This window comes from Yinghuangia seranimata (assembly GCF_029953285.1).
GTDB lineage: Bacteria > Actinomycetota > Actinomycetes > Streptomycetales > Streptomycetaceae > Yinghuangia > Yinghuangia seranimata.
Genome location: NZ_JASAOI010000060.1, coordinates 20,502 through 39,664 on the forward strand (window position 1 = coordinate 20,502; position 19,163 = coordinate 39,664).

General features: G+C 73.1%; 17 protein-coding genes. 5 read left to right on the top strand and 12 right to left on the bottom strand.

What is annotated here, in order from left to right; genetic code table 11:
* Window positions 1–91 precede the first annotated feature (91 nt).
* Both QI554_RS35165 and QI554_RS35170 read left to right on the top strand, forming a co-directional pair.
* Window positions 92–1,396: a nicotinate phosphoribosyltransferase gene (locus tag QI554_RS35165; RefSeq protein WP_281476114.1), complete on the top strand. Its 1,305-nt coding sequence runs from the start codon at window positions 92–94 to the stop codon at window positions 1,394–1,396.
* 20 nt (window positions 1,397–1,416) lie between these two features.
* Window positions 1,417–2,052, top strand: a complete 636-nt coding sequence (locus QI554_RS35170; protein WP_281476116.1) for an isochorismatase family protein — start codon at window positions 1,417–1,419, stop codon at window positions 2,050–2,052.
* A gap of 52 nt (window positions 2,053–2,104) precedes the next feature.
* Here QI554_RS35170 and QI554_RS35175 read toward each other — a convergent pair whose 3' ends face one another.
* The 5 genes from QI554_RS35175 to hppD all read right to left on the bottom strand — a co-directional run bounded on the left by QI554_RS35175 (window position 2,105) and on the right by hppD (window position 9,219).
* Window positions 2,105–4,066, bottom strand: a complete 1,962-nt coding sequence (locus tag QI554_RS35175; RefSeq protein ID WP_281476118.1) for an immune inhibitor A domain-containing protein — start codon at window positions 4,064–4,066, stop codon at window positions 2,105–2,107.
* A gap of 673 nt (window positions 4,067–4,739) precedes the next feature.
* Window positions 4,740–5,435, bottom strand: coding sequence for an RDD family protein (locus QI554_RS35180; RefSeq protein ID WP_281476120.1), 696 nt, complete (start codon window positions 5,433–5,435; stop codon window positions 4,740–4,742).
* Window positions 5,436–5,540: 105 nt separating this feature from the next.
* Window positions 5,541–6,455, bottom strand: coding sequence for an RDD family protein (locus tag QI554_RS35185; protein WP_281476122.1), 915 nt, complete (start codon window positions 6,453–6,455; stop codon window positions 5,541–5,543).
* A 57-nt stretch (window positions 6,456–6,512) separates the two neighbouring features.
* Window positions 6,513–7,934, bottom strand: coding sequence for an FAD-binding oxidoreductase (locus QI554_RS35190; RefSeq protein ID WP_281476124.1), 1,422 nt, complete (start codon window positions 7,932–7,934; stop codon window positions 6,513–6,515).
* A gap of 151 nt (window positions 7,935–8,085) precedes the next feature.
* Entirely contained in the window at window positions 8,086–9,219 is a 1,134-nt protein-coding gene (hppD, locus tag QI554_RS35195; RefSeq protein ID WP_281476126.1) for a 4-hydroxyphenylpyruvate dioxygenase, read from the bottom strand.
* A gap of 182 nt (window positions 9,220–9,401) precedes the next feature.
* On the opposite strand from hppD, the gene QI554_RS35200 reads away from it, so the two are divergent.
* Window positions 9,402–9,893 (top strand): Lrp/AsnC family transcriptional regulator, encoded by a 492-nt coding sequence (locus tag QI554_RS35200; protein ID WP_281476127.1) that lies wholly within the window; start codon window positions 9,402–9,404, stop codon window positions 9,891–9,893.
* On the opposite strand, the gene QI554_RS35205 is transcribed toward QI554_RS35200, so the two are convergent.
* Window positions 9,872–10,870 (bottom strand): sigma-70 family RNA polymerase sigma factor, encoded by a 999-nt coding sequence (locus QI554_RS35205; RefSeq protein WP_281476129.1) that lies wholly within the window; start codon window positions 10,868–10,870, stop codon window positions 9,872–9,874. The genes QI554_RS35200 and QI554_RS35205 overlap by 22 nt on opposite strands.
* Window positions 10,871–10,911: 41 nt before the next feature.
* On the opposite strand from QI554_RS35205, the gene QI554_RS35210 reads away from it, so the two are divergent.
* Window positions 10,912–11,349, top strand: coding sequence for an SgcJ/EcaC family oxidoreductase (locus QI554_RS35210; protein WP_281476131.1), 438 nt, complete (start codon window positions 10,912–10,914; stop codon window positions 11,347–11,349).
* Between the two features lie 31 nt (window positions 11,350–11,380).
* Here QI554_RS35210 and QI554_RS35215 read toward each other — a convergent pair whose 3' ends face one another.
* The 5 genes from QI554_RS35215 to QI554_RS35235 all read right to left on the bottom strand — a co-directional run bounded on the left by QI554_RS35215 (window position 11,381) and on the right by QI554_RS35235 (window position 16,934).
* Window positions 11,381–12,166 (bottom strand): S16 family serine protease, encoded by a 786-nt coding sequence (locus tag QI554_RS35215; RefSeq protein ID WP_281476133.1) that lies wholly within the window; start codon window positions 12,164–12,166, stop codon window positions 11,381–11,383.
* 7 nt (window positions 12,167–12,173) lie between these two features.
* Window positions 12,174–12,887 (bottom strand): IclR family transcriptional regulator, encoded by a 714-nt coding sequence (locus QI554_RS35220; RefSeq protein ID WP_281476135.1) that lies wholly within the window; start codon window positions 12,885–12,887, stop codon window positions 12,174–12,176.
* Window positions 12,888–13,323: 436 nt separating this feature from the next.
* The gene (locus QI554_RS35225; RefSeq protein ID WP_281476137.1) at window positions 13,324–15,105 is read right to left on the bottom strand and encodes a DEAD/DEAH box helicase; all 1,782 of its coding nucleotides are present in this window, start codon (window positions 15,103–15,105) and stop codon (window positions 13,324–13,326) included.
* Window positions 15,106–15,220: 115 nt separating this feature from the next.
* Window positions 15,221–16,324, bottom strand: a complete 1,104-nt coding sequence (locus tag QI554_RS35230) for an outer membrane protein assembly factor BamB family protein (protein WP_281476139.1) — start codon at window positions 16,322–16,324, stop codon at window positions 15,221–15,223.
* 205 nt (window positions 16,325–16,529) lie between these two features.
* A complete protein-coding gene (locus QI554_RS35235) occupies window positions 16,530–16,934 on the bottom strand; it encodes a winged helix-turn-helix transcriptional regulator (protein ID WP_281476141.1) in 405 nt (134 codons plus the stop codon).
* Window positions 16,935–17,053: 119 nt separating this feature from the next.
* Here QI554_RS35235 and QI554_RS35240 point away from each other — a divergent pair, with 119 nt between their 5' ends.
* Window positions 17,054–17,725: an NADPH-dependent F420 reductase gene (locus QI554_RS35240; protein ID WP_281476143.1), complete on the top strand. Its 672-nt coding sequence runs from the start codon at window positions 17,054–17,056 to the stop codon at window positions 17,723–17,725.
* Between the two features lie 4 nt (window positions 17,726–17,729).
* On the opposite strand, the gene QI554_RS35245 is transcribed toward QI554_RS35240, so the two are convergent.
* Window positions 17,730–19,163 carry an MFS transporter gene (locus tag QI554_RS35245; protein ID WP_281476145.1) on the bottom strand — a complete coding sequence of 478 codons (1,434 nt, stop codon included), beginning with the start codon at window positions 19,161–19,163 and terminating at the stop codon, window positions 17,730–17,732.

Below are 19,163 nucleotides of genomic sequence, written 5' to 3' on the forward strand. Positions count from 1 at the left end.
TCGCGCCCGCCCCTCAGGCCCCGCGAGTGTGCCGTGAAACACCCCCCGGATTAATCGTCACTCTGACGAGTAGTGGTGCTATCCTCGCGGTATGAACGCTCTGGGGACCACCGCGCTGCTGACCGACCACTACGAACTCACCATGGTCGAGGCCGCGCTGCGCAGCGGCGCGGCACACCGCCGCTCGGTGTTCGAGGTCTTCGCGCGCCGGCTGCCCGAGGGCCGCCGCTACGGCGTCGTCGCCGGCACCGGCCGCCTCCTCGACGCGATCGAGGCGTTCCGGTTCGACGACGAGACGCTGGCCTTCCTGGCCGAGCGCCGCGTCGTCGGGCCCGAGACCCTCGCCTTCCTCGCCGACTACCGGTTCCGCGGCGACATCCACGGCTACGCCGAGGGCGAGTGCTGGTTCCCCGGCTCGCCGATCCTGGTCGTCGAGGGCACCTTCGCCGAGGCCGTGCTGCTGGAGACGCTGATCCTCTCCGTGCTCAACCACGACTGCGCCGTCGCCGCGGCGGCCTCCCGTATGACGTCCGCGGCGGCCGGGCGGCCGTGCGTGGAGATGGGGTCCCGGCGCACCCACGAGCAGTCCGCCGTCGCCGCGGCGCGCGCCGCGTACATCGCGGGCTTCGCGAGCACGTCCAACCTTCGCGCGGGGCAGGCGTTCGGCATCCCGACGCTGGGCACCAGCGCGCACGCGTTCACGCTGCTGCACGACAACGAGCGCGACGCGTTCGGCGCGCAGATCGCCGCGCTCGGCAAGGACACGACGCTGCTGGTCGACACGTACGACGTCGCCGAGGCGGTGCGCACCGCGGTCGAGCTCGCCGGCCCCGAACTGGGCGCGGTGCGGCTGGACTCCGGCGACCTGTTGCTGCTCGCCCACCGGGTCCGGCGGCAGCTCGACGAGCTCGGCGCCGACCGGACGCGCATCGTGGTCACCAGCGACCTCGACGAGTACGCGATCGCGGCACTGCGGGCGGCGCCGGTGGACGCGTACGGCGTGGGCACGCAGCTCGTGACGGGCAGCGGCCACCCGACGGCGTCCCTCGTCTACAAGCTGGTCGCCCGCGCGGTCGGCGACGACCCCGACGCGCCGCTGGTCTCCGTCGCGAAGAAGTCCCCCGGCAAGCCGAGCCACGGCGGCCGCAAGACCGCGCTGCGGTCCTACGACGCGGACGGTGTGGCGGAGGCCGAGGTGCTGCGGACCGGCGCGACCGGGCCGATCGGTCCCGAACTGCGGGAACTGCTCGTGCCGTTGGTCGTCGGCGGCGAGGTCGTGGGCCGCGAGCCGCTCGACGAGGCCCGCGACCGGCACGAGCGGGTGCGTGCGGAACTTCCGCTGTCCGCTACCCAGTTGTCCCGCGGCGACGCGGTGATCCCGACCATCTACGAGTGACGGAACGAGGAGTGGACGGCATGACCCGAGCACTGATCGTCGTCGACGTGCAGAACGACTTCTGCGAGGGCGGCAGCCTGGCGGTCGAAGGAGGCGCGGCCGTCGCCGCGGCGATCCGCGCGCACGTTGCGGGGAACGCGGCCGAGCAGCCGCCGGACCCGGTCCACCAGCGGCCCGACGCGCCGGCGTACGCCCACATCGTCGCGACGCGCGACCACCACCTCGACCCGGGTTCGCACTTCTCCGCGGCGCCTGACTACGTGGACACCTGGCCGCCGCACTGCGTGGCGGGCACCGAAGGCGCCGAGTTCCACCCGGAGTTCGCCCCGGCGGTCGAGGACGGCCACATCGAGGCCGTGTTCTCCAAGGGCGCCCACGCGGCCGCTTACAGCGGCTTCGAGGGGGCGACCGACGACGGCACGGGGCTCACGACGTGGCTCCGCGCCCGCGGCGTGACGGACGTCGACGTCGTGGGCATCGCCACGGATCACTGCGTCCGCGCCACCGCCTTGGACGCGGCCCGGGAGGGCTTCGCGACCCGCGTGCTGCTCGACCTGACCGCGGGTGTCGCGGCCGAGTCCACGACCCGCGCCCTGGAGGAACTCCGGGCAGCAGGCGTCGCTCTGACGGGCGACCCCGTCGTCCCGACCGCCTGACCCGGTCCGGGCCCGACGGCGCGGGCGCGTCGTCGGGCCCGCGCTCGTCGGGTCAGTGGCTCGGGCCGATCGTCAGTCTCACCGCGTCGCCGGTGCGGGCCGGGGTGTCGACGGTCATGTGGATGCCGGCCTCGGCGACCTTGACGCCGGCGAGGGGGGCTCGGGGGGACCAGTACGGGGTGCGGTCGTCGAAGACCGGGTTGCCGGGGCGGGCCGGGAGGGGCGCCTGGCCGCCGGCCTGGTTCAGGAGGATCGGGTCGGTCCTGTCGGTGGCGGCTGTGAACGGGGCGTCGAAGAGCGCGAGGCGGGCCCGGGCGGCGGCGTCGTCCACGAGGAGCGGTTCGGAGTGGGCGTCGACCGGCAGGATCAGGCCCTCGCCCGGGTGGTCGGCGACGTCGTTGTCCTCGTAGGAGGTGTCCCACAGCCACACGAGGACGCCGCTGCCGTACGGGAAGTAGCCCGATTCCGGGGTCGACGCCTGGCCGTCGTAGGGGCCGGTGCGCAGGGACGCGTCGGTGCCCAGGTACTGGCGGTTCTCGACGACGTACCAGCGGGCCTTCGCCGAGTCCTTGCGGCCCGGGAGCGGGATCACGATCGCCTGCGGGTCGCCGGTCGACTGCAACGGGGCCAGCATTATCGACGTGGTCGCGGTCGGGTCGGCGATCATCCAGTCGAGCCAGCCCAGTTGCAGCCGGTCCCACGCCGACAGCGAGCCCGGGGCCGTGCCCAGGCCCGACTTGCCGTCGCTGAGGTAGCCGGACAGACCCATGAGGGACCAGAACGCGACCGGGGAGCCACTTGAGGTGTCCTTGCGGTCGTAGAGGTCGGGCAGGCCGAGGTCGTGGCCGAACTCGTGGGCGATGACGCCGAGTCCGCCGTTCTCGGCCTGGAGGGTGTAGTCGCCGGCCCACATGTTGCTGTTGCCGACGCGGGTGCCGCCCGCGAGGTTTCCGGGCGGACCGGCGCGGCCGGCCTGGTCGCCGTACGCGTACCAGCGGTGTGACCAGAGCGCGTTGGTGCCCTGCGCGCCGCCGCCCGCGGCCTCGTCGACACCGGCCTTCACGATCTCCAGGTGGTCGATGTACCCGTCGGGTTCGTCGAACTTGCCGTTGTGGTTGTGGTCGTCGCGGTCCCATACGTCGTAGGGCGCCAGGGCGTCGGCGATCTGCTTGTCCGTCAGCCCCTCGGCGACGCGGTCGGCGTACCACTGGTTCATCGCGTCGCGGACGAGGTCCCAGGCGTTGGTGCACACCACGGCGCCGCAGTAGTTGCTGCCGTAGCGGGCCTCGTTCCACTGCACGCGGACCCAGTCGGTGAGATTGCCCTCGACCTCCATACGCCCGGACGACTGGGCCCGGTAATGGGTGACGAGCGAGGGCCCTTTCGAGCCGTCCCCGAAGAACACGTTGCGGAAGTAGTCGCGGTCGAAGTGCCGCGTCCACACGGTGTTGTGGTCGACGCTGCGGTCGGGCGCGGGGATGGTGTCGTGCCGCGGCCCCGGCACGCCGCCGTAGGTGGCCTGGCCGCCGCGGCCCGCGGAGGACCCGTCCGAGCCGTCGGAGGCGTTGGTGGTGTTGCCGTCGACGCGGTCGCCGAACTCCACCAGGATCACGAACACCTTGGCCCGCGTCGGCGGCCGCAGCTCCACCTTGGGCCCGCCCGGCAGGGTGACGACGTCCGGGGCCGTGTGGGGTCCGGCGCCCCGGCTCTGGGACGACTGCATGACGGAGTTGACCGCCGCGGCGCGCCGGGCCTTGCGGCGGTCGGTGAACGGGCCCGGCAGGTCGTCGCCGGGGGTACCGGGTCCGGCGGCCGCGGCGGGCGTCCTCGGCCCCGGCTGCGGGACGGGCGCCGCCTCGCGGGCCCGTGCGTCCCAGTACCCGCGCGAGCCCTGCACGACGCCCGGCAGGTCCCCGCCGTCCTGGCCGCTGGTGGCGCGCACGTCGTCGTCGGACTCCAGGCCCGGCACCGCCAGCAGGCAGCAGGCGAGTCCCGCGACCGCCGCCACGGCCACGGCGCGCGCCGTCCGCCGTCGGCCGCGCCGCCGCGGGCGCCGTCCGCCGTCGGGGGGTTGTCCCGGGTCTCTGCCCAAGGAGCCCATGTCGCCTCCGTGTTCGTTCTGCGCCGCGGTGGGGAACGCCTACGGCAAGCGGACAACCGTCCGCCCGATCACCACGGATCCCGGCCGGATCCACGGGCGGCGCCCCGCTCCCGCCGCCACCCGGCGGAGTTGGCGCGTACTCCTCCCGTGGGACGCGCCTCGCGTGCGTGCGCAGTACCGTGGCCCGAGGGCCCGGGCGACGAGGACCCGGCCGAGGCGGGGAGGTGGGCCGGCCGTGAACCGACTCGACATCACCCATCTGTCGTTCGGAGCGTTGGTTGCGATTACCGCGACCGCACTCTTCCTAGTGCTTTCCGGGACGAGGTCCACGGGCGGTGCCGCCGCGGCGGCCGCGCTGGGCATCGTCCTCGGGACGCTCACTACCCTGCGCCGGACACGGACTCCGGTGCGCCCCAGGACCCTTCGCAACCGGGACGCTGCGCCGCCGGACCGCCGGCGCTAGTGTCACCGGGCGCGTCGCGCCCTGGGTTTCGACCGGTGTGCCGGGCCGCCCAGCGGTCCGGCACACCGCGTTCCCGGGCCCACGAGGGTCGTTTTCCGGTCGGACCCACGGGCTCCTCCCCCGTCAGATCCGGATGACCGTCGTGTTCGCGGCCTTGTCGTGCAGGCACTGCTGCCACGGCTGGTCCCACGTGTGCCACAGCTGGTCGACGATCCAGAACACGATGCCCGCGCACGGCACGATGGGCGGCAGCGAGTACACCGCGGCGCGGGTCCAGGCGGGCGAGCCGTGGATGGAGCCGCCGTCGGCGACCCGCACGACGCGGATGTGCATCACGATCTTGCCGAGCGTCTGGCCGTTGTAGTTGAGCATCGAGCCCTCGTACAGGAAGTACAGGAGCAGGGCCACGGTGCCCGCGCCGATCTCCTTGCCGAAGCTCACGTTGTCGGTGTCGCTGCCGACGAACGCGAAGAAGACCGCCACTTCGATCACGAAGAACACGACGAAGTCGACCAGCCGCGCGACGAACCGCTTGCCGCTGCCCGCGAGGGTCGGCCCGGCCTGGTACTGGCTGTAGTCGCCGGGCGGGGGCGGCATCTGGCCGTAGGGGCCGCCGCCGTAAGGAGGCTGGCCGCCGGGCGGAGGCGCACCGCCGGGCGGCGGCTGGCCGTACGGCGGCTGCGGTCCGCCCGGGGGCGGCTCCTGGCCCGGTGGCGGCTGGCCGTAGGAAGGCGGCTGCTCACCGCCGTACGGCGGCTGCCGCCCCGGCTCCTGCGGCTTCCCGAACGGGTCGGGCGGAGGCGGTTCGCTGCTGCTCATACCGCACAGTAAAAGTGAGCTTTAGTACTTTTATCGGTATTGGTCCGAAAGAGGGCATGGCGCGCCGGGCCACGGGTGACGCGCCGTCAGCCATTCCGCCGAAGGTCAGCCGTCCCCCGCGACGAACGTCCGCGCCGCCTTGTCGTGCCACCCCTGCCGCCACGGCTTGTCGAACGCGGCCCGCACCATCCCGATGACGCCGACCACCAGCAGCCCCGGCACGCTGAACACCAGCCACCGCATCAGCGACTGCCGGAACCCGGGCAGGTCGTGGCTGTCGATGTCCACGACGCGCAGGCCGAACAGCGTCTTGCCGAGCGAGCGGCCCCACCGCCACGTCGGCAGCGCCTCGTACACCAGCATGGCCAGCAGGACCGAGCCGACCACGGCCCCGCCCGCCAGCGCGGTGCGGCCGTCGAGCAGCCACACGGTCTCGGTGCGGCCCTCGTAGCGGATGCGGTGCACGCGGTCGCGCAGATGGTCGATCGCGGGCGGCACCATGACGATGGCGACGCCGACACCCACCGCGATCGGGACCAGCAGGTCGGCGATCCGCGCGAGCAGCCGGCGCACGAGCGGCGCCGGGGAGCGCGACGCCGTCGCGAACAGGTCGTTGCGGGGCGGCGGGATGAACGCGTCCGCCGGCTTGGCCGCGGCCGGCGCGCCCGAGGCGGCGGCCGCCGCGGCGCTGACCCGCGGGTCCCACGCCGGCTCGGCCGCCGGCTGCCCGGGGAACCCGGGAGCGGGCGCGTTCGGGTCGATCGGCACCGACTGCGCGGCGATCACCTCGCCCTGGATGACCCGCCCCTGGGCCTGGAACGACGGGTCCCCGCCGCCGGCGTCGGCCGTGCCGCCCGCGTGCCCCCGGGGGTCGCCGGGCGTCGCCGAGGGCTGCTCGAACTCCCCTGAGGGACGACTGGAGTCCGCCACCCAGGCGGCACCGTCCCAGTAACGGACATACCCGGGGTACTCCGGATCCGGATACCACCCGGGAACGGGAATCGACGCGTTCGAGGACATGCCCGAATCTTGCCGTACGCCGCGCCCGGCCGTCGGCGCTCCCCCACACTTGGCGGCCTACCGCCCCGGCTCGAACACCTTGCCGGGGTTGAGGATGTTCAGCGGGTCCAGCGCGGCCTTCACCGCGCGGTGCGTGCGCAGGCCGATGTCGCCGAGCTCGCGCGCGAGCATGTCGCGCTTGAGCGTCCCGACGCCGTGCTCGCCGGTGATGGTGCCGCCGAGCTCCAGGCCGAGGGCCATGATCGCCTCGAACGCGGCGCGGGCCCGCTCGGTGGCCCCGGCGTCCGCGGCGTCGAAGATGACGATCGGGTGGGTGTTGCCGTCCCCCGCGTGCGCGCAGACGCCGACGGCCGTGTCGTACGCGGTCGAGATCTCCGCGACGCCGTCGAGCATGTCGGCCAGCCGCGAGCGCGGGACCGCGACGTCGTCGATCATGCACGTGCCGAGCCGCTCCAGCGCGGGCAGCGCGAGCCGGCGCGCGGTCAGGAACATCGCGGACTGCTCGGAGTCCTCGGCCGCCAGGACCTCGAACGCGCCCGCCGCGGCGCACAGTTCGCCGATCGCGGCGAGCTCGGCGCGCGGGTCGGGGGTGTCCAGGGCGACCAGCAGCAGTGCGGCGGTCTCCTCCGGCAGGCCCATCTTCGCCATGTCGTTGACGGCGCGCACCGTCGTGGCGTCCATGAGCTCCATCAGCGACGGCACGTGCCCCGCCTCGATGATCGAGGCGACGGCGCGCCCGACCGCGGCCGTGCTGCCGAACTGTGCGGCCAGGACGAGCGCGGGCAGCGGCGCCGGGCGCAGCGCGAGGGTCGCGCGGACGACCACGCCGAGCGTGCCCTCGGCGCCCACGAACAGCCGGGTCAGGTCGTAGCCGGCGACGCCCTTTGCGGTGCGCCGCCCGGTGCGCAGCAGCTCGCCGTCGGCCAGGACGACGTCGAGGCCGAGCACGTACTCGGCGGTCACGCCGTACTTGACGCAGCACAGCCCGCCCGCGCCGGTGCCGATGTTGCCGCCGATCGTGCAGGTCTCCCAGCTGGACGGGTCCGGCGGGTAGGCGAGCCCGAACTCGGCGGCCGCTTTGGAGAGGTCGGCGTTGACGACGCCCGGTTCGACGACGGCCACGCGGTCGACCGGGTTGATCTCCAGGATGCGGTCCATGCGGGTCAGGGACAGCACGATGCAGCCGTCTATGGCGTTCGCGGCCCCGGACAGGCCGGTGCGGGCGCCCTGCGGCACGACGGGCACACGCAGCCGGGTGGCGACGCGCATGACGTCCCGCACCTGGTCGACGTCCTCGGCGAGCACCACGGCCGCGGGCCGCCCGGCGGCGCACAGCGCGGCCATGTCGTGCGCGTACGCGGCGGCGACGTCGGGGTCCGCGACGACCGTCCGGGCGGGCAGGACCGCGCGCAGCTCGGCGACGACGCGGTCGGCGCGTGCGGCGTCGTGTTCGGCGGTGGGGGCGCCCGCTTCACTCATATGCGCAGGGTATCCCCGGCCGGGTGCGGTGATCAGGGCCTTGACCGGCCGATTTTCCGGCGTCCGGACACGACGACGGCCCCGGGTCCACGTCGTTGGGGACCCGGGGCCGTCACCGTCATACGGGTGGTGGTCTGTCAGCCGGCGACCGTCAGAGGTTGCCGCGCTTCTCCTGCTCGCGCTCGATCGCCTCGAACAGCGCCTTGAAGTTGCCGAGGCCGAAGCCCTGCGAGCCGTGCCGCTCGATGATCTCGAAGAACACCGTCGGGCGGTCCTGGACCGGCTTGGTGAAGATCTGCAGGAGGTAGCCGTCCTCGTCGCGGTCGGCGAGGATCTTCAGCTCGCGCAGCGTCTCGACCGGGACATGGGTCTCGCCGACCCACTCACCGAGGGTGTCGTAGTAGGTGTCCGGGGTGGCCAGGAACTCGACGCCGGCCTCGCGCATCGCGCGCACGGTGGCGACGATGTCGTCGGTGTTGAGCGCGATGTGCTGCACGCCCGGGCCGCCGTAGAACTCGAGGTACTCGTCGATCTGCGACTTCTTCTTCGCGATCGCCGGCTCGTTGATCGGGAACTTCACCTTGCGGGTGCCGTCCGCGACGACCTTGGACATCAGCGCCGAGTAGTCGGTGGCGATGTCGTCGCCGACGAACTCGCGCATGTTCGTGAAGCCCATGACGCGGTGGTAGAACTCGACCCACTCGTTCATCTTGCCGAGCTCGACGTTGCCGACGCAGTGGTCGATCGCGGTGATCCACTGCTTCTCGGGGGCCGGCGCGAGCGGGCCGCGGGCGACGTAGCCGGGCAGGTACGGTCCGGTGTAGTCGTGCCGGTCGACCAGCGAGTGGCGGGTCACGCCGTACGTGCCGATCGCCGAGCGGACCACGACGCCGTTGTCGTCGCGCAGCTCGGTGGGCTCCTCGAGGCCGGGGGCGCCGTGCGCGGTGGCGAAGGTGTAGGCGGCGCGCGCGTCCGGGACGGCGATCGCCAGGTCGACGACGCCGTCGCCGTGCTCGGCGATGTGCTTCGCGAGCGCGGTGCCCGGGCGCATCGGGGCGGTCACCACGAAGCGGGCGGTGCCGGACTCGAGCACGTAGGACGCGCTGTCGCGGTTGCCGGTCTCCGGGCCCGAGTAGGCGACGCAGCGGAAGCCGAAGGCGGTGGAGTACCAGTGCGCGGCCTGGCGGGCGTTGCCGACCGCGAAGACGACGGCGTCCATGCCGAGGACGGGGAACGGGTCGTGCGCCGGGGTGTCGGCGTCGGCGCGGTGCAGCATGTCGGTCATGACGACTCCCGGGGGCGCTCACTTGGTCGGTTCGATAAGCGAAGCCTCACTCTGACCGACAGGTTGTGCAACAGGTCCGGTTTCAGGTGGACAATCTGCACAACCAGGGGGACGATATGACCGCCCTGCTGGGCAGCCTGCCCAGCGTTCCCCGCCGCCTTCACCACATGAGGATTTACGCCGTGGCGATCGACCGTCTGGACGCAGCGCTCATCCGGCTGCTCGACGAGGAGCCGCGGCTCGGCGTCCTGGAGTGCTCGCGGCGCCTCGGCGTCGCCCGCGGCACGGTGCAGGCCCGGCTCGACCGGCTGCACGCGCGCGGCGTGGTGCGCGGCTTCGGACCGCACCTGGACCCGGGTGCGCTCGGGTACGGCGTGACGGCGTTCGCGACGCTGGAGATCCGCCAGGGCAACGGCCCGGACGTGCGCGCGCACCTGGCGTCCATCCCGGAGGTCCTCGAGCTGCACACCATCACCGGCCGCGGCGACATGCTGTGCCGGCTGGTCGCGCGGTCGAACGCCGACCTGCAGCGGGTCATCGACCGCGTCGTCGCGTTCCAGGGCATCGTGCGGGCGTCGACCACGATCGCGCTGGAGAACCCGGTGCCGTACCGGGTGCTGCCGCTGGTCGACGCCGCGGTCGAGGACCCGGCTCAGCCGTCCGCGGAGAGCTGAGCCGGCAGCCCGAAGCCGGCCAGCAGCGCGGCGTCCAGGGGGAACACGGTGTTGCGGGTGATGCCGTCGCGGGACGCCTCGAAGATCTGGAAGGTGTGGGCCTTGTAGTCCGCCTCGCCCGGCGCGCGCAGGTACGCCGCGAGCGCCGGCTGCCCGCCGTTCGCGGTCGTCGCGCGGATCCTCCAGTCGGTGCCGTTCATCGCGAACACCCGCTCCATGAACCGGCCGTAGTGGTCGGTGCCGACGTACCAGTTGAGGAACGGCGGCATCTCCATGACGACGTCGTGCGCCAACAGCCGCTTCAGCTCCGGGACGTCGGCCTTCTCGAAGGCCTTGACGTAGCGGTCGAGGAGCAACCGCAGCTCCGCGTCCGAGGGTTCGTCGACGGCGTCCTCGGCGACGCCGTCCGGGCCGAGCCGCGCGCGGGCGCGCTGCAGGGCGCTGTTGACCCCGGCCGGGGTCATCTCCAGGGTCTCCGCGACCTCGGCGGCGGGGAGTTCGAGGACCTCGCGCAGGATCAGCACGGCGCGCTGCCGCGCGGGCAGCACCTGCATGGCGGCCACGAACGCCAGGCGCAGGCCGCTGCCGGCGAGCGCGGCCGCCTCGGGGTCGTGCGGGCGGGCGTCCGGGAACGGTTCGAGCCACGGGACCTCGAAGCCCGGCCGGAACGGCTCCCCGGGGTCGGTCCCGACCGCGACGATCTCGGCCGGGAGCGGGCGCCTGGCGCGTGCGTCGAGCGCGGTCAGGCACGCGTTGGTGGCGATCCGGTAGAGCCACGTGCGCAGGCTCGCGCGCGACGCGTCGTAGCGGTCGCGGGCCCGCCACGCGCGCACCACGGTCTCCTGCACGAGGTCCTCGGCGTCGTGCGTCGAACCGAGCATGCGGTAGCAGTACGCGAGGAGTTCGCGGCGGTGCGGTTCGACGCGGGCGGCGAATTCCGCGCCGACCGATGAATCCGTGGTCTCGGCCGAGTACATACCGACGACCGTACACACGCACGCGCCGAAAGGGCAGAGAAATGCTGACAAACACCAACGAATCGTCGACGCAGGCCGGGACCGAGGCGGCGGTCAAGGAGGTCAAGCAGGTGCTGACCGACGTGTACGTCGCGTGGGCGGCGAACGACGCCGACGCGTTCGTCGCGTCGTTCACCGAGGACGCGGTCTCGACGCTGCCGGGCTCCTACCGGGGCGACCGCTCGGAGATCCGCCACCACATGGCGGTGGGCTTCGAGGGGGTGCTCAAGGGGTCGACGGTCGTGGACGAGGTCCGCGACGTGCGCTTCCCGGCCCCGGACACCGCCGTGGTGACCGCGCGCGGCGCGATCCTGTTCGCGGGCGAGACCGAGGTGCCCGACTCCCGCTACATCCTGGCGACGTGGACGCTGGTGCGCCGCGACGGGCGCTGGCTGGCCGCGTCGTACCACAACTGCCCGGAGATCGCGCCGGGTCGCTGACCGGACCGCCCGCGGAGGGCCTGATCCACCGTCAGCAGGACGGCACCTTACCGCCGTTCTGGAGCGCCGTGAGGGCGTCGACGGCCTGGGTCAGGCTCTCCACGGGCACCAGTCGGAGGCCTTCGGGGGCCGCCGGGTCGGCCGCCTTGCACTCCTGCTTGGGCAGCAGGAACACCGTGGCGCCGTCCCGCTTGGCGGCCTTCACCTTCATCTCGACGCCGCCGATCTCGCCGACCTCGCCGTTGTCCTTGATCGCCCCGGTGCCGGCGACGACCTTGCCGCCGGTGAGGTTGACGGTGCCCAGCTTGTCGACGATGCCGAGCGAGAACATCAGGCCCGCGCTCGGACCGCCGACGTCGTCCAGGTGCAGGGTGACCGTGACCGGTTCCTTCTTGTACTTGTCGTCGTAGTGCGCGTTGAGGTAGGCCATCGCCGCCGTCACCGCGCTGGACTGCGACTCGGCCATCTGCTTCGTGACCTCGGCCTCGATCTGCTTCTTGGACTTGTCCGCGGGGTAGACGGCCTGCTTCGGCCGCACCGCCTCGTCGTCGTTGAACCACGAGTCGAGCAGGTCGGTCAGGTAGAGCTTCTGGTCCGGGTCGACCGCGCGGATCGTGGTCAGCAGCAGCTCGCCGTTGGTCGGCTGCGGCACGGCCCCCTCGACGGCGATGACCGGCTGCCCGTTCACCGTGCCCAACGTGTCGGCGGTGTCCCCCGGCGTGATGACCGTGTACGGCAGCGGAACCGTGAAGCCGAGCACGCCGAGGATCACGACGAGCAGGACGGACACGACGAGGGTGCGCTTGGAACGGGCCACCCCAGGATTAAAGCAGTGCGGCGCCTTCCTCCTCGCGCACACTCTCCCGGGGGCTCGGCACCTTGGGTCCGCCGCCCAGCGTCTCGGCCAGCTCCAGCGCGGCCTCCGCGACCCGCGGGCCGAACCGCTCGCTGTCCAGCTCGCTGAACGACACGACGCCGACGCTGGCCTCGACCCCGGCCAGCGCGGGCACCGCGGCGGCGATCCCCGGCGCGGAGCGGTGGCCGTCGCCGGGTACGTGCACGTACGGCACGGCCGGGTCCAGGCCGGCCCGCACCCGGCGGGCGGTGAGGATGGCGAGGCCGGCGGCGCCCTGTTCGAGCGGGTGGCGCGAGCCGACGCGGTACGCGACGTGGTAGTCGGTCCAGGTCGGCTCGGCGACCGCTACGGCCAGCGCGTCGAGTCCGTCGACGATGGTCAGGTGTGCGGTGGCGCCGGTCTCCTCGGCCAGGCGGCGCAGGCACGGCACCGCGGCGTCGCGCACCAGCGGGTGCGCGCGGCGGGCGAGCTGCAGGGCGCCGAGGCCCAGCCGGGTCCGGCCGCCGGCGTCGCGGCGGATCAGCCCGTGCTGCTCCAGCGTCGCCAGGATCCGGTACACGACGGTTCGGTTCACGCCGAGTGCCGCGGAGATCTCCGGCACGGTCAAGCCCTCGGGGGCGTCGGCGAGTTGTTCAAGGACCTTGAGCCCTCGGTCCAGGGTCTGTGATGTCTCCGCGGCCACGAGAAGCCTCCCTTGCACGCGTGCTCTGCATTCCCGGGAAACACATCCCCGGTCCCCCTACAGGCGCGACTCCGAGCGCGGCCTGGTGGCGGACGCCGGGGTCACGATGCTGCTGCGCGGCGCCAGGTCGTGGTTGCGCGTACAACTCGTCTTGAGCTGCCCGAGGACAGGATCGGGCAGTCAGTCGAAGGGCTAGGCTCTTGTCCTGGCCTTCCGATGTCAATAACGGTAATGAGGGGCAGGCCTGCTAGTAAGCAAGTTTCCGGAATGTGGACGGATTCCCAGCAAGATCCCAGCTCCAAATGCCTATGAATCTGGCCAAAACGGACAAGATCTCACACCGTGACACGTGCAACATGAATTGTTGATCTCGGTATACGGACGCCCCCTGTGCGGCGAGGCCCCCTTTTTGTCCGGTATCCGGAGCGGCGCGGGCTCAGCGCGCCGACGTCGCCCACTGCTGGATCTTGCTGATCCGGTCCTGCAACTGCCCCGCCGACGCCTGTGCGGTCGCCGGGCCGCCGCACACCCGGCGCAGCTCGTTGTGGATGACTCCGTGCGGCTGACCGCTGCGATGGTGCCACGCGGCCACCAGCGTGTTGAGCTCCTTGCGCAATCCGGACAACTCCCGGTGCGTCACGACCGGCCGCTGCGCCGCCGGCTTCTCCGACAGGTCGGCCTCCGCGTCGGGCTTCCGGCGGCTGCGCGCCAGCTGCCGGGCCTGCCGGTTCTGCAGCAGCATCTGCACCTGGTCGGGCTCCAGCAGGCCGGGGATGCCGAGGTACTCCTCTTCCTCCTCGCTGCCGGTGTGCGCCTGGAGGCCGAACTCGGCCCCGTCGTACAGCACCCGGTCGAAGCGCGCCTCGCTCTCCAGCGCCTCGAACGAGAACTGCTCCTGCTCGCCGGGGGTGTCCTTCTCCTGGTTGGCCTGCGCGATGAGGGCGTCCTCGGAGTCGTAGAGGCCCTCGCCCTTCTTCTGCCGGTCGAGCACGTGGTCGCGCTCGACCTCCATCTCGTTCGCGTGCTGCAGCAGCGTCGGCACACTCGGCAGGAACACCGACGCGACCTCGCCGCGCCGCCGCACGCGCACGAAGCGGCCGACCGCCTGCGCGAAGAACAGCGGCGTCGAGATCGTGGTGGCGAACACGCCGACCGCCAGGCGCGGCACGTCCACGCCCTCGGACACCATGCGCACGGCGACCATCCAGCGCGAGTCGCCCGCGCTGAAGTCCTCGATCTTCTTCGACGCCCCCGTGTCGTCGGACAGCACTATCGTCGCGCCGGTGCCGCTGATCTCCCGGATCATCCGGGCGTAGGCGCGCGCCGACTCGTGGTCGGTCGCGATCACCAGCGCGCCCGCGTCGGGGATCGCCTTGCGCACCTCGGTCAGCCGCTTGTCGGCCGCCCGCAGCACCTGCGGCATCCACGAGCCCTGCGGGTCGAGGGCGGTGCGCCAGGCCTGGTTGATGGCGTCCTTGGTCATCGGCTCGCCGAGCGTCGCCGCGACCTCGTCCCCCGCCTTGGTGCGCCAGCGCATGTCGCCCGAGTACGACAGGAAGATCACGGGCCGGACGACGTGGTCGGCCAGCGCGTGGCCGTAGCCGTAGGTGTAGTCCGCGGCGCTGCGCCGGATCCCGTCGGAGCCGGCCACGTACGACACGAACGGGATCGGGTTGGTGTCCGAGCGGAACGGCGTCCCGGTGAGCGCCAACCGGCGGGTCGCGGGCTCGAACGCCTCGAAGACCGCGTCACCCCACGACTTCGAGTCGCCCGCGTGGTGGATCTCGTCGAGGATCACCAGCGTCTTGCGGTTCTCCACGCGCCTGCGGTGCAGCATCGGGTGCACCCCGACGCCCGCGTACGTCACCGCGACACCGTGGTACTCGCGGTTGACCGGCCCGGACGACCCCGAGTACTCGGGGTCGATCCGGATGCCTATCCGTGCCGCCGCCTCCGCCCACTGCTTCTTCAGGTGCTCGGTCGGCGCCACGATCGTGAGCTGCTGGACTATGTGGCGCTGCAGCAGCTCGCTGGCGATCCGCAGCGCGAACGTCGTCTTCCCCGCGCCCGGGGTCGCCACCGCGAGGAAGTCACGCGGCTGCCGCCCCAAGTACTCGTCGAGCGCTGCCTGTTGCCAAGCGCGCAGCTTGCCCGCGGTACCCCAGGGGGCACGGGCGGGGAAGGCCGGGGACAGATGAGACGCGGCTGAAGTACTCACTGCGAGACAAGAGCTCCGGGTCGTACGTCGGGACAGGCACGAACCCCCGAGCCTACCCGAGCCTCATCCGGATCCCGGGCACGACGCGTCCCCCCGGCCCGCCCCCGGACGGCCGTCACACACGGTGCACGGCCTTTCCGGTGGCGGCCTCGACGACGTACAGGGCACCGGCGTTCGTGCCGGCGTAGACCCGCGTGTCGACGAGCACGGGCGAGCGGAACGCGACGGCCTGGTCGGCGGTTTCCTCCGCGGCCTGCGGAAAGCGCCAGCGCTCCTTGCCGGTCGTGGTGTTGACGGCGTGGAGGTGCTCGGACGTGCCGACGAACGCCGTGCCGCCTGCCACGCGCGGCGACGCGTCGATCCAGCCCGACCCGGCGAAGTGCCACTTCGCGGCGCCGGTGGCGGCGTCGACGGCGTGCAGACCCTCGGTGCGGCTGCAGGCGTAGACCGTGCCGTCGGCGACGGCCGGGGACGAGCCGCTCGCGTTCGGAAGGGGGTAGGCCCACTTCTGGGCACCGGTGTCGGCGCGCAGCGCCAGGACCTGGTTGTCGCCGCCGACGTACACGGTCCCGTCGACGACGGTCGGGGACGCCCGCAGCGCGCCGCCGGGCTGGGCGCGCCAGCGGGGCGTGCCGGAGGCCGCGTCGAGGGCGTACAGGGTTCCGTCGACGCCGCCCACGTAGAGCACGCCGTCGACGACCGTCGGCGTGGCGCGGACCTCGCCCGACACGCCGAACCGCCACCGCTGCCGGCCGGTCGCCGCGTCGACGGCGTAGACGTTCGCGTCGCGGCTGCCGAAGAACACCGCTCCCCCGGCGACGGCGGGCGAGGCGTCGATCCACCGGTCGGTGTCGAACTGCCACTTCACGCCGCCGCTCGCGGCGTCCAGCGCCCACAGGTTGCCGTCGTCGCTGCCGATGTACACGCCGCCGTCGGCGACCGCGGGCGCGCCGTAGACCACGCCGAGCGTCTCCTGGTGCCACCGCTCCTTCGCGGTCACCGCGTCCACGGCGTAGATGTTGTAGTCGCTGCTGCCGTAGTACAGGACACCGCCCACCACGACCGGTGACACCCACGCGACCCCGTCGGCGTAGAACCACGCCGCGGGCGCCGTGCGCTTCGTCTCCCGGCTGTCCCCGCACGACGTCACCACGAGGTCCGCCGCGAGGACCCCCAGCGCGCCCTTCAGCAGAAGCCGCCGCCCCACCCCACTGGTCACCCAGGCCTCCCCCGGTTGCGACCCGGCGGACAGCCCGGCCGCTCGCCACTGATGCTTCCAAACAGCCGGGAGGCGCACCGCCGTTTCGCCGAAATGCCGTGGCACGGCGCCTCGCGGACCTGACGAAGTATCAGACGGGGTCGGGGCGCGGGGCGGTTGCGGCGTGGGGCGGGCTCCGCGTCAACCGGACAGTCTGCGCCGGCGCTCACGCCGAACGGCCGGCCCGCGCCTCCGCCTCGTCCATCGCGGCCGCGACGGCGGCGCCGTGGCGGTCGACCCAGTCGCCGAGGGCGAGGATCGGGACCAGCAGGTCCCGTCCCGCCTCGGTCAGCCCGTACTCGACGCGGGGCGGGGCCTCGGCGTAGCGGCGGCGCTCGACCAGGGCCATGCCCTCCATCCGGCGCAGGGTCTGGGTGAGCATCTTCTGGCTGACGCCGCCGATCCGGACGCGCAGGTCGCCGGGGCGCATAGGGCCGTCGCGCAGCATGTAGACGACGACCGGCAGCCAGCGGTTGGCGAACAGGTCGGTGCCGAGCCGGGCGGGGCAGTCGGCCTCGAAGTCGCCGTAGGGGGCCGGCTCCGTGGGCCGCGGCGCGGGTTCGTCGTCCATGCGTCCCACTCTGCCTCTCCCGTTGCGCACCTTGGGGTGCCTGTCGGCTTTCCTACCGTGCTCTGCGAGGCGCGGCGGGGCAACCGCCGTGCGCGGAACGGACGTACGGAGTGGACATCATGCGAGTGGGAATCCTCGGCGCGGGCGCGATGGCGGAGGCGCTCGGCGGCGGTTGGGTGAAGGCGGGCCACGAGGTGCTCATCGGCGCGCGGGACGCCGAGCGGGCCGCGGAGCTCGCGGCGGGCGTCGGGGCGCGGGCCGGGACGCTGCGGGAGGCCGCCGGGTTCGGCGACGTCGTGCTGCTGGCGGTCCCGACATCGGCGACAGCGGACGTGCTGGCCGCGGCGGGCGCGGCCGACGGCGTGCTGGACGGCCGCACGGTCGTCGATTGCACGAACGCGTTCGTGCCGGACGAGGCCGCGGCGGAGGGCGGGCCGGTGTCGTTCGTGCTGTCGGAGGACGCGGTGGCCGAGCGGGTCGCCCGGCTGGTGCCGGGCGCCGACGTGGTGAAGGCGTTCAACCTGTGCGCGGCCGAGGTGTGGGCGGGCCCGCGACGGGACTTCGAGGGCCGGGCGCTCGCCGTGCCGCTGTGCGGCGACGCCCCGGACGCCGTGTCGAGGGTCGCGGGCCTGGCCCGCGACCTGGGCCTCGACCCGCTGCCGGCGGGCGGGCTGGCCCGCGCGAAGTACCTCGAGGCGACGTCGGTGTTCGTGGTCGGCCTGTGGTTCGGCGGGCACGACGCGCGGGCGGCCTTCCCGCCGCTGGAGGCGGCGTTCGCCGAGGTCGACTGAGCGGCTACGCCGCCTTCGGGCGCACGCGCGGCCCGACGAACAGGCCGAGCAGCGCGACGCCGAGCATCGTCAGGTAGATGACGGCGAACGCCCGGGAGTCGTGCCCCTCACCGTGCCGGAGCGCCGCGAACAACGCGGCGCCGAGCGAGGTGAGGACGATGTTGCCGAGCGCGTCGCAGACCTGGAGCGCCGACGAGTTCCCGCCCGCCTCCTCGGGGGCGGACAACTCGAGCGTCAGCGTGCCGACGGCCGACATCGCCAGGCCCATGCCGAGGCCGCCGACCAGCCAGGCGGGCATCACGATGTACGGGGTGACGCCCGGCACCACGGCGAGTGTCGCCCCGCCGATCCCGCACGCCACCAGCACGAACCCGACGGTGACCAGGTACGGGCGGCGGGCCGCCGACGTGCGGCCCTGCAGCCACGACCCGGTCGCCCAGGACAGCGCCCCGGTCGTCAGCGTGACACCGGCCTTCGTCAACGAGAAGCCGTGCTCGTTCACGAGCATGAGAGGGACGAACGACTCGGTCGCGAAGAACGCCCCGGCCAGCACGCCGCGCGACAGGATCACGGCGGGCAGGCCGCGGGCGGCGCGCAGAGTGCCGCGGGGCAGCAGCTTCGGGACGGTCGGGATCATGATCGCGAGGCCCGCCGCGAGGAGGACGCCGCCGAGGACGGTCAGGTGCTGGCCGCCGTACTGGAGGAGTCCCGCACCGGCCGCGGCGGCGGTGGCGGCGAGCAGGCGGCCGCGGTCGAGGCGCTTGGGGCCGTCGGCGTCCGGGGCCTCGAGGCGACCCAGCTGCGGGACGATCGCCGCCAGCGGCAGCACGACGAGCGCCGGGATCGCGAGGAACACCCAGCGCCAGCCCAGGTTGTCGGTCACGACGCCGGCGACGGGCGGCCCGACGATCGACGGCAGCACCCACGCGGACGCGAACGCCGAGAAGACCTTCGGGCGTATCGAGTCCGGGTAGGCGCGGCCCGCGACGACGTACAGCGCGACGATGACCAGCCCCCCGCCGAAGCCCTGAACCGCGCGCCCGAGCACGAACGGCCACATGCTCTGCGCCGTGCCGGAGACCACGAGCCCGGCCGCGAACGCGCCGATCCCCCCGAGCAGCGGCACCCGGGGCCCGCGCGCGTCGCACCACAGCCCGGAGAACACCATCGCGACGAGGCTGGTGGTGAAGTACGACGAGAAGGCCAGCCCGTAGAGCGACACCCCGTCGAGCGCCTTGACCGCGTCGGGCATCGCCGTGCCGACGGCCATCGCCTCGAACGCGATGAGCAGCACGACGCAGACGATGCCGAGGGTGAGCGCCCGGTACGGCGGAGTGAGCACCCCGGGCGCCGCCGCGCCGGACGGGGTCGCGCCGGCGGACGCGTCGACGGAGGCGGCGGCGCCTGTGGATTCCTCACCCTTGTCCAGCAAAGTCAC

Coding starts and splice junctions, on each gene's coding strand:
- QI554_RS35165 (WP_281476114.1), top strand. CDS start 92: ATGAACGCTCTGGGGACCACCGCGCTGCTGACCGACCACTACGAACTC.
- QI554_RS35170 (WP_281476116.1), top strand. CDS start 1,417: ATGACCCGAGCACTGATCGTCGTCGACGTGCAGAACGACTTCTGCGAG.
- QI554_RS35180 (WP_281476120.1), bottom strand. CDS start 5,435: ATGAGCAGCAGCGAACCGCCTCCGCCCGACCCGTTCGGGAAGCCGCAG.
- QI554_RS35185 (WP_281476122.1), bottom strand. CDS start 6,455: ATGTCCTCGAACGCGTCGATTCCCGTTCCCGGGTGGTATCCGGATCCG.
- QI554_RS35190 (WP_281476124.1), bottom strand. CDS start 7,934: ATGAGTGAAGCGGGCGCCCCCACCGCCGAACACGACGCCGCACGCGCC.
- hppD (WP_281476126.1), bottom strand. CDS start 9,219: ATGACCGACATGCTGCACCGCGCCGACGCCGACACCCCGGCGCACGAC.
- QI554_RS35205 (WP_281476129.1), bottom strand. CDS start 10,870: ATGTACTCGGCCGAGACCACGGATTCATCGGTCGGCGCGGAATTCGCC.
- QI554_RS35210 (WP_281476131.1), top strand. CDS start 10,912: ATGCTGACAAACACCAACGAATCGTCGACGCAGGCCGGGACCGAGGCG.
- QI554_RS35235 (WP_281476141.1), bottom strand. CDS start 16,934: ATGGACGACGAACCCGCGCCGCGGCCCACGGAGCCGGCCCCCTACGGC.
- QI554_RS35240 (WP_281476143.1), top strand. CDS start 17,054: ATGCGAGTGGGAATCCTCGGCGCGGGCGCGATGGCGGAGGCGCTCGGC.